The organism is Streptococcus sp. DD10, from assembly GCF_001578805.1.
In the GTDB taxonomy this organism is placed as follows: Bacteria; Bacillota; Bacilli; order Lactobacillales; family Streptococcaceae; genus Streptococcus.
This window is the reverse complement of the sequence record NZ_KQ969182.1, coordinates 1-898: the sequence shown is the minus strand read 5'-3', so window position 1 is coordinate 898 and position 898 is coordinate 1. Positions and strand designations below refer to the sequence as shown.

The following is an 898-nucleotide window of genomic DNA, read 5'->3' as shown; positions in this document are numbered from 1 at the left end:
TGAAATAGGGAGAACCATGATTAATTAGCATCGAGAGAGGACGAGTTTCGTCTTCTTTATTTATTATGGCTTCAAGCCAGGTCTTCACGGAGAGAAAATGAGTATAGAAATCATAAGTTTTTGTCTAGAGATATTACGTCAGTACAGTAGAATTGAATGAGAAGGCTGTAGCGAAATACATTCGAAAACAAGAGAAGGAAGACATTGCACTTGACAAGTTAAGTGTAAAAGAATACGAAGAACCGTTTTCTGATAGTGGATTTAGAGCAAGATAGAAGTCCGTTTTACGTGCATTAGTTAAGTATTCAAGTAACCTGAACAACGTTTAGTCAGGGTCTTTAGACGCAGCTGGATTTAACGCCTTATAGGCGGTGTACAAGTCAGCCGTGAAAACGGGTGGTTTATGACTTTTGTGCTCAGGAATTAACAGTCACCCTTTGACTGTTCATTTCTGAGCCTAAAAATAAAAAAGCGAAAATTCTATCACAAAACTACTCGATATCAAAGACCCAAACATCAAAATTCTAGATATCATCAATAAGGATACACACAAGGAAATCCTAGCTAAACTAGACTACGATGCCCCATCTTGTCCTCATTGCGGAAATCAAATGAAGAAATATGACTTCCAAAAACCTTCTAAGATTCCTTACCTTGAAACAACTGGTATGCCTACCAGAATTCTTCTGAAAAAGCGTCGTTTCAAGTGCTATCAGTGTTCGAAAATGATGATCGCTGAGACTTCCCTAGTCCAGAAAAATCATCAAATCCCTCGTATTATCAACCAAAAAATTGCTCAAAAGTTGATTGAAAAGACTTCTATGACTGATATTGCTCATTAGCTTTCCATTTCAACGTCAACTGTCATTCGAAAGCTCGATGACTTCCGCTTTAAACA

At 37.5% G+C, this 898-nt stretch carries 2 pseudogenes; both read left to right on the top strand.

Annotated features, from left to right (window positions below):
• Positions 1 to 131 precede the first annotated feature (131 nt).
• Positions 132 to 275: pseudogene (locus STRDD10_RS10660) on the top strand (IS200/IS605 family transposase); the annotation flags it as partial.
• A 207-nt stretch (positions 276 to 482) separates the two neighbouring features.
• A pseudogene (locus STRDD10_RS09945) lies at positions 483 to 839 on the top strand (transposase family protein); the annotation flags it as partial.
• Between the last annotated feature and the right edge of the window lie 59 nt (positions 840 to 898).